Below are 7,260 nucleotides of genomic sequence, written 5' to 3'. Positions count from 1 at the left end.
CGGCAGCTCCTACATGGGCCAGTGTTGCTCTGTGTAGGAGCTGCCGAAGGCTGCGATCTTTTGCTTTCAAAGCTGTGCACCATCTCCGCTCAGGTCGCGCTTTTACGGTGCGTCTTAAGCAGTTTTTTCATCATTTGCAGCCAACAATTTCCTGATTTTCCTCAGCCCGCACATGGGCCACCATCGATCTTGCCAGCCCGGTGTTTCCCGCCAGAGTCCAGCAGAGACCGCAGCGTGAATTCACCTCATCGGGGCCGGCCGTACTGCCCATGACAAAACTAAATCAACAGCGTCGGGAGTGCTCCATGATCAAGTCCTTGTGTATCCGTCTCACCCATCCTCTGGCAATCACCGCCCTGGCCGCCACGGTCGCGACTGGCGCCCAGGCCGGCACCCTGTCCATCGGCCATACCACCTGGGTCGGCTACGGCACGCTGTACCTGGCTCAGGACCTGGGCTACTTCAAGGAAAACGGTCTGACTGTCGAATTGCCGGTGGTTGAGGAAGCTTCGATGTACATGGCCGCCCAGGCCTCCGGGCAACTGTCCGGCTCGGCCTCGACCATCGACGAAGTGCTCAAGTACCGTCCGCAGTTCTGCTTCAAGGCTGTGGCGGCGCTGGATGACAGCCATGGTGGTGACGGCGTGCTGGTCGGCAAGGACGTGAAGTCGTTGCAAGAGCTCAAGGGCCAGGCGGTGGCCGTCAACGAAGGTTCGACGTCGCAGTTCTGGCTGTCGTACCTGCTGAAAAAGAATGGCATGAAAATGAGCGACATCACCGTGCAGAACATGACGGCCGACGATGCCGCCACCGCGTTCATCGCCGGTCGCGTGCCAGCCGCCGTGACCTGGGAGCCGCACCTGTCGATGGTCCGCGACAAGCAGCAGGGCAAGGTGCTGATCGACAGCAGCAGCACGCCGGGTGTGATCGTCGATGTGGTGGCGCTCAATTGCAGCGTCATCGAAAAACAGCCGCAGGACGTCAAGGCGCTGGTCGCCGGTTTGTACAAGGCGGTCAAGTACACCCAGGAACACCCGGACGAGGCCTACGCGATCATGGCCAAAGGCGTCGGCGGTTATCTTTCCGATCCGAAGGAACTGGCCGCTGCCGCCAAAGGTGTGCGTTTCTACGATCAGGCCATGAGCGAAAAACTTCTCGGCTCGCCGGGCAAACCGGGTGACAGCGCCGCGTTGATCAAACTCGCCAACGAGACCGCCAGTGAACTGCAAGGCAAGCCCTACAACGTCAGCCACGACGAGCTGGTCGACAACCGTTTCGTCAGCCCGCTCTAGGAGGTCCGCATGTTCAAGCGCAAATCATGGCTGAGCCGCTGCCTGACGCCCAAGACCGGATTGCCGGTGCCAGTGGTGTGGAGCGCCAGCGGTCTGGCCTGGGTGTTGTTGATCGGCCTGTGGGCCGGGTTGTCCTACGGCGGCATCGTCCCGGGGATGTTCCTGCCAACGCCCGGCGCGGTGCTCGAAGCGGCGGTGCGCCTGAGCCGCGACGGCACCCTCGGCACGCATGTGTGGGCCAGTGTCGAAGTGGTGATGGTCGGCTTCATTGTGTCGTCGCTGGTGGCGGTGCCGCTGGGGTTGTTAATGGGCAGCTTTCGCATCGTCCAGGCATTCCTCGAACCGCTGGTGAACTTCATTCGCTACCTGCCGGTGACCTCGTTCGTGCCGCTGTTCATTTTGTGGATCGGCATCGGTCTGGAGCAGCGCGTGTCGGTGATCATCTTCGGCGTGTTCTTCCAGCAACTGGTGATGATCGCTGACGTCTCCAAAGCGATTTCCAAGGACCTGATCAACGCCTCTTACACCCTCGGCTCCAATCGCCGCGATGCGGTGCTGCATGTGATCGCCCCGGCCTCGGTGCCCGGCGTGCTCGACACCTTGCGCGTGACCATGGGCTGGGCCTGGACCTATCTGGTGGTGGCTGAACTGGTCGCGGCGTCGAGTGGCCTCGGTTACTTGAGTCTGAAAGCCATGCGCGGTTTTCAGGTCGACGTGATTTTCCTCGCCATCGCGATCATCGGTCTGCTGGGTCTGGTCACCGATCAACTGTTCCGCTTTCTCCGCTTGAGGGTTGCCGCATGGGCTCAGTAACCGCCGCCAATCATCGTTTCATCGAACCGCGTGCTGCCGCGCCGCAAGCCGCCCCGCGCCTGCAAGTGGACAAGGTCAGCCTGCGCTACAAAAAGCCCGATGGCGGTACGTTCACTGCGCTGGAACAGGTGTCGTTCGACGTGCCGGATCAGCAGTTCGCGGTGCTGGTCGGGCCGTCGGGTTGCGGCAAATCAAGTTTGTTGTACCTGACCGCCGGCCTCGCCGAGCCGACTTCTGGCGAGATCTACGTCGGCGGTCAGCAAGTGCAAGGCCCTGGTGCCGATCGCGGCATGGTGTTCCAGAGCTACACGCTGTTTCCGTGGCTGACCGTGCGGCAGAACGTCGAGTTCGGCCTCAAGCGGCGCGGCATGCCGGCGGCGCGGCGCAAGGAGATTGTCGATTATTACGTCAATGAGGTCGGCCTCAGTGGCTTCGCCGACAGCTACGCCAAACAACTGTCCGGCGGGATGATGCAGCGCGTGGCGATTGCCCGGGCGCTGGCCAATGATCCGCAGATCCTGCTGATGGACGAACCGTTCGGCGCACTCGACAGCCAGACCCGTTTGCAGATGCAACAGCTGTTGCTGCGGGTCTGGGGCAACAGCAAAAAGACCGTACTGTTCGTCACCCACGATATCGACGAGGCGATTCTGCTCGGCGATCGGGTCTATGTGATGGGCGCGAAGCCGGGGCGGATCAAGCAGATCCTCGACGTGCCGATCGAGCGCCCGCGCTCACTGGACATGGTCATGGAGCGCGCGTTTATCGACATGAAGCGGGAGATCTTCGGGCTGCTGCATGACGACTTCGAGGAAGTGCATTGACCTGGAGTCATGCATCTTTCCCTGTGGGAGTGGGCTTGCTCGCGAAGGCGTAGTGTCAGCCGCCATCAACGTTGAAGACACACCGCTTTCGCGAGCAAGCCCGCTCCCACAGGGTTATGAGGGGGGTGTGACTACGGAGCAGCAGGCAGCAGGAACCGCGCAATCACTGGCAAATGATCGGAGATGCGCAACGTATCGTCCTGGCGCACCATCGCCTCGATCCGTTTGATCTTCGGGCTGTAGAACAGATAGTCGACCGTGCGATCCGGGCCATCGAGGCCGGGGTCGTTGGGGTAATGGGTCAGCCAGTGGGCGCGGTCGATGCCGCTGGCTTCGTTGTTGGTCGGGATCATCGGGTACTTGTCCCATAACAGATGCAGCGCGCTGTCCACGGAGTAGGGCTTGCGCTGTTCAGTGGGCAGGCGTTGGTACTGGCCCAGCGGCAGCAGATTGAAGTCACCGCCGATCAGCCATGGCAGGCCCTGGCTTTCGTACGTGTCGAGCACTTTGGCCACCGCCGTCACTTGCGCCCGCAAGGTGTCGTCCGGTTGGCTGGCGCGATCCAGATGGGTGTTGAACACCGTCAGTTGCCCGCCGTCGCTCAGCGGCAGTTTGGTGGCGAGCAGGGCGTCCTTGGGTTCGAACTGGCGGGAGATGAAGTTCGCCGGGGGCACCGGCAATTGCAGGCGTTCGGCATGTTCGATGCGATAACGGCTCAGGGTCGCCAGTTGCCGGCCGACGCTGCCGAAGATGTGCGGGTCGGGGACAAAATCGGCCTTCCAGTCGAAGGCGTGGGCGCTGCAGGGGTAAAGGTCGGTGACCCGTTCTTGCAGCAACTTGAGCTGATTCTGGTAATCGCTGGCCTTGGCGCCGTCATCCAGTTCCTGAATCAGAACCACGTCGGGCTGCTCGTCGCGGATCACCCGCGCCACTTCGTCGAGGCTGAAAGCCATGTCTTCCAGGGTTGGCGACTCGTCGTCGCCGTGGGCCAGATCGTTCCAGAACACGTAGCGCTTGCCCGCCAGGTACTGCACGTTCCAGGTCATGACTTTCAGGGCTTGTCCGGGCACCAGGGTCGGCGGCGTACCGATGCAGCTGACCGGCAGGGTTTCGCGGGCGCCGGGGCGCCAGGTCAGGCTGTAGATCAGCCCGCCGATCAGGACGATGGCGAGCACAATCAGCAACAGGGTGTAGCGCAGTAGACGGGGCATGGCTCGGCTTATCGCGTTACAAAGGTGGCTTCGAGCATACCTGACGGTGAACGCTTGGCCCAAGGGCCACGAGGTCAGACCGCGCCGTTACGCTTGTCAGGCAATTCGCTGATCAGCATGAACAGGCGGAACAGCACCACACTGGTGAACAGTTGCAGGAAGCTGTGTGCGCTGTCGATCATGACCGCGATCAGCGGATTCTGTGGATCGGGGTACACCGCCAGCGTCGCGCCCTTGAGCAGCCACAACGGCCCCATCACACACAGAATGCACAGCAGGATGCGCCAGAAATGCCCGCGCGTCAGGCGCAGGCTTTCCTTCATCGCCTGCAACGGCCCCATGCCGCGCAACACCAGCAGGTATTCACCGAACGCGAGCATCACCATCAGCATCAGGCCCGGCAGGAAATACAGCGACAGTCCCAGCAGGATCAGCAACGTATTGAGCGCCGTGAGCAGGGCGAAGCGCGGCCAGAGGCGGGCGGACATCGCCAGCAGGTCGAGAGTGCGCGGGGCTTCGCCACGGGTGCGGGCGTCGAGGAACAGGATCAGCGCAGCGGTGTACAGCGGATACACCAGCAGGCCGACGACCACGCTGGCGGCGGAGAAACTGTCGGGGTCGGTGGCGTGATCCACTACTTGCTGCAGCGCGGCCTCGAAGATCACCAGCGGCAGACACAACTGCACGATGCTGGCCAGATGGCGTTTGAAAAAATACAGCGAGTCGCGCAGTACATCGAAGGCATTCATCAGTCGGTATCGCAGGTCGAAAACAGTGGCTCACTTTAACCGATGATGGGCGGGCCGACACAAACGTAAACATTCGGTAAAGGTCGTTGAAACATCCTGTCACTGCCTCCATTACAGAGGTGCGCCATGTCCACAGTGGACACGGGCAACGTTATCCCCGGCAATCTACGAGGTCGCCATGAACAGCGAAGAGCAAACCCTGATCGATGGACTGTTTTCCCGGCTGCAACAGGCCGAAACGGAGGCAGCCCCGCGCGACGCCCAGGCTGAGGCGCGGATCAAGGAACACCTGACCCGCCAGCCGGCGGCAGGCTATTTCATGACCCAGGCGATTCTGGTGCAAGAGGCAGCGATCAAGAGCCTCGACGAACAGAACAAGCAACTGACCCAGCAAGTCCAGCAATTGCAGGCTGAACTGCAAGCGGCCAAGTCCCAGAGCGCGGCCCCGGCGCCCAGCGGCGGCGGTGGTTTCCTGTCGAGCATCTTCGGCGGCGGCAGCTCGCGCCCGGCGCCGACCCAGAGCGCTCCGGCTTCCACCGGCGGCTGGCGTGAACCGGCGCCACAACAGAATTTTGGTGCGCCGCCGCCACAACAGAACTGGGGTGCGCCTGCGCCTAACTATGCCCCGCAGCAAGCAGCACCGGCTGCAGGCAGCAGCTTCCTCGGCGGCGCCCTGAAAACCGCCGCTGGCGTGGCCGGTGGCGTGATGCTGGCGCAGGGCATCAGCAGTCTGTTCCATCACAACCAGCAGCCCGAAGAAATCGTTGAAGTGATCAAGGAAGAGCCGGCGCAAGTGGCCGACCAGAGCGGTAACGACTGGGGCAATGATCAGCGTGTGGCCGATAACGGTTTCTCTGGCAATGACCAGGGCGGATTCACTGACACCGACTACAGCGATGACAACTCGTCGTTCTTCGATGACGACGATTCGTTCGTCTGACTAACGGTCAGGCACCAGGCAACACCGTTTCTGTGGCGAGGGAGCTTGCTCCCGCTGGGGCGCGCAGCGGCCCTTTCTTTTAAAAAGAAGGGCCTGCTGCGCAGTCCTGCGGGAGCAAGCTCCCTCGCCACACTGCTTTTTACTGGCATACTGAGCGCCTTTTTCGGGCCTGGTGCCTGATTCCGCTTCGTGCGCTCGCGCGCTCACAGGAATTCCGGTGAAAAAAATCGCAGTGTTCGCCGATGTGCAGAACCTCTACTACACCGTGCGTCAGGCCTATGGTTGCCATTTCAACTACGCCGCATTGTGGGCTGACATCAGCAAGGACGGGCAGATCGTCGAGGCCTATGCCTATGCGATCGACCGTGGCGACAGCAAGCAGCAGCAGTTCCAGCAGATCCTGCGCAACCTCGGTTTCACCGTGAAGCTCAAACCCTACATCCAGCGCAGTGATGGCTCGGCCAAGGGCGACTGGGACGTGGGCATCACCCTCGACATCATGGACGCCGCCGACCATGTCGACGAAATCGTCCTGGCCTCCGGTGACGGCGACTTCGACATGCTGCTCGAACGCATCATCAACAAGCACGGCGTGCAGGCAGTGGCCTACGGTGTGCCGGGCCTGACCGCCAACTCGCTGATCCGCGCCGCCAGCCGTTATGTGCCGATCGAAGGCGCACTGCTGTTGAAAAACTGAGCGTTGCTCAAGAATTGATTTGGACGGAGTTGAACCCGGTTTGGAACGCATTGCAGTCATCGACTTTGAAACCACCGGCCTGTCGCCGAACAGCAGCTGTCGCGCGACGGAAATCGCCGTGGTCATGCTGGAGAACGGGCGCATCGTCGAGCGTTACCAGAGCCTGATGAACGCTGGCGTGCGCGTCCCGGCGTTCATCGAACAACTGACCGGCATCAGCAACGCCATGCTGCGCAGTGCGCCGCCGGCAGAGCGGGTGATGGAAGAGGTCAACGAATTCGTTGGCTGCACGCCGCTGGTGGCGCACAACGCCTCGTTCGACCAGAAGTTCTGGGATTTCGAACTGGGGCGGATCAAACGCACCCGCCTGCAGAACTTCGCCTGCTCACTGCTGCTGGCCCGTCGCCTGATGCCGGCGGCACCGAATCACAAACTCGGCACCCTCACCACCTTCGCCCGCCTGCCGCACACCGGCCAGGCGCACAGGGCGATGGCGGATGCCGAGATGGCGGCCAACCTGATGGCGCATCTGGCGGAAGAACTGCGGCACAAGCATGGGGTGCGTGAGCTGAACCACGACCTGCTGTGCAAACTGCAGAAAGTCCCCGCCGCGAAAGTCAGCGAGCATCTACAGCGCTACCGCTGATCCCAAGAACGCTACAAATCCCCTGTGGGAGCGGGCTTGCTCGCGAAAGCGGTGTGTCATTGGCAAAAATGTTGTCTGACACACCGCA

Annotated in this window: 8 protein-coding genes; 6 read left to right on the top strand and 2 right to left on the bottom strand. The window is 61.7% G+C overall.

Going from position 1 to position 7,260, the window contains the following annotated elements; all coding sequences use genetic code 11:
- Positions 1-305 precede the first annotated feature (305 nt).
- From M0814_RS28790 to M0814_RS28780, 3 genes are read left to right on the top strand one after another with little or no spacing between them, the layout of a single operon-like run.
- A complete protein-coding gene (locus M0814_RS28790) occupies positions 306-1,292 on the top strand; it encodes an ABC transporter substrate-binding protein (protein WP_103486196.1) in 987 nt (328 codons plus the stop codon).
- A gap of 9 nt (positions 1,293-1,301) precedes the next feature.
- Positions 1,302-2,105 carry an ABC transporter permease gene (locus M0814_RS28785; protein ID WP_103486197.1) on the top strand — a complete coding sequence of 268 codons (804 nt, stop codon included), beginning with the start codon at positions 1,302-1,304 and terminating at the stop codon, positions 2,103-2,105.
- The gene (locus M0814_RS28780) at positions 2,093-2,929 is read left to right on the top strand and encodes an ABC transporter ATP-binding protein (RefSeq protein ID WP_103486198.1); all 837 of its coding nucleotides are present in this window, start codon (positions 2,093-2,095) and stop codon (positions 2,927-2,929) included. Before M0814_RS28785 ends, M0814_RS28780 begins: the two co-directional genes overlap by 13 nt.
- 131 nt (positions 2,930-3,060) lie before the next feature.
- On the opposite strand, the gene M0814_RS28775 is transcribed toward M0814_RS28780, so the two are convergent.
- Both M0814_RS28775 and M0814_RS28770 read right to left on the bottom strand, forming a co-directional pair.
- Positions 3,061-4,140: an endonuclease/exonuclease/phosphatase family protein gene (locus M0814_RS28775; protein ID WP_103486199.1), complete on the bottom strand. Its 1,080-nt coding sequence runs from the start codon at positions 4,138-4,140 to the stop codon at positions 3,061-3,063.
- A gap of 74 nt (positions 4,141-4,214) precedes the next feature.
- The gene (locus M0814_RS28770) at positions 4,215-4,889 is read right to left on the bottom strand and encodes a YciC family protein (RefSeq protein ID WP_045122649.1); all 675 of its coding nucleotides are present in this window, start codon (positions 4,887-4,889) and stop codon (positions 4,215-4,217) included.
- Between the two features lie 178 nt (positions 4,890-5,067).
- Here M0814_RS28770 and M0814_RS28765 point away from each other — a divergent pair, with 178 nt between their 5' ends.
- From M0814_RS28765 to M0814_RS28755, 3 genes are all read left to right on the top strand, one after another.
- The gene (locus M0814_RS28765; RefSeq protein WP_103486200.1) at positions 5,068-5,829 is read left to right on the top strand and encodes a DUF2076 domain-containing protein; all 762 of its coding nucleotides are present in this window, start codon (positions 5,068-5,070) and stop codon (positions 5,827-5,829) included.
- A 217-nt stretch (positions 5,830-6,046) separates the two neighbouring features.
- Positions 6,047-6,526: an NYN domain-containing protein gene (locus tag M0814_RS28760; RefSeq protein ID WP_003228475.1), complete on the top strand. Its 480-nt coding sequence runs from the start codon at positions 6,047-6,049 to the stop codon at positions 6,524-6,526.
- 40 nt (positions 6,527-6,566) lie between these two features.
- A complete protein-coding gene (locus M0814_RS28755) occupies positions 6,567-7,172 on the top strand; it encodes a 3'-5' exonuclease (protein WP_098965754.1) in 606 nt (201 codons plus the stop codon).
- Positions 7,173-7,260 lie beyond the last annotated feature (88 nt).

The sequence above is a fragment of the Pseudomonas sp. MWU12-2020 genome, assembly GCF_023100605.1.
Lineage (GTDB): Bacteria > Pseudomonadota > Gammaproteobacteria > Pseudomonadales > Pseudomonadaceae > Aquipseudomonas > Aquipseudomonas fluorescens_H.
The sequence above is the reverse complement of the archived record's forward strand: the minus strand, read 5'-3'. Positions and strand labels throughout refer to the sequence as shown.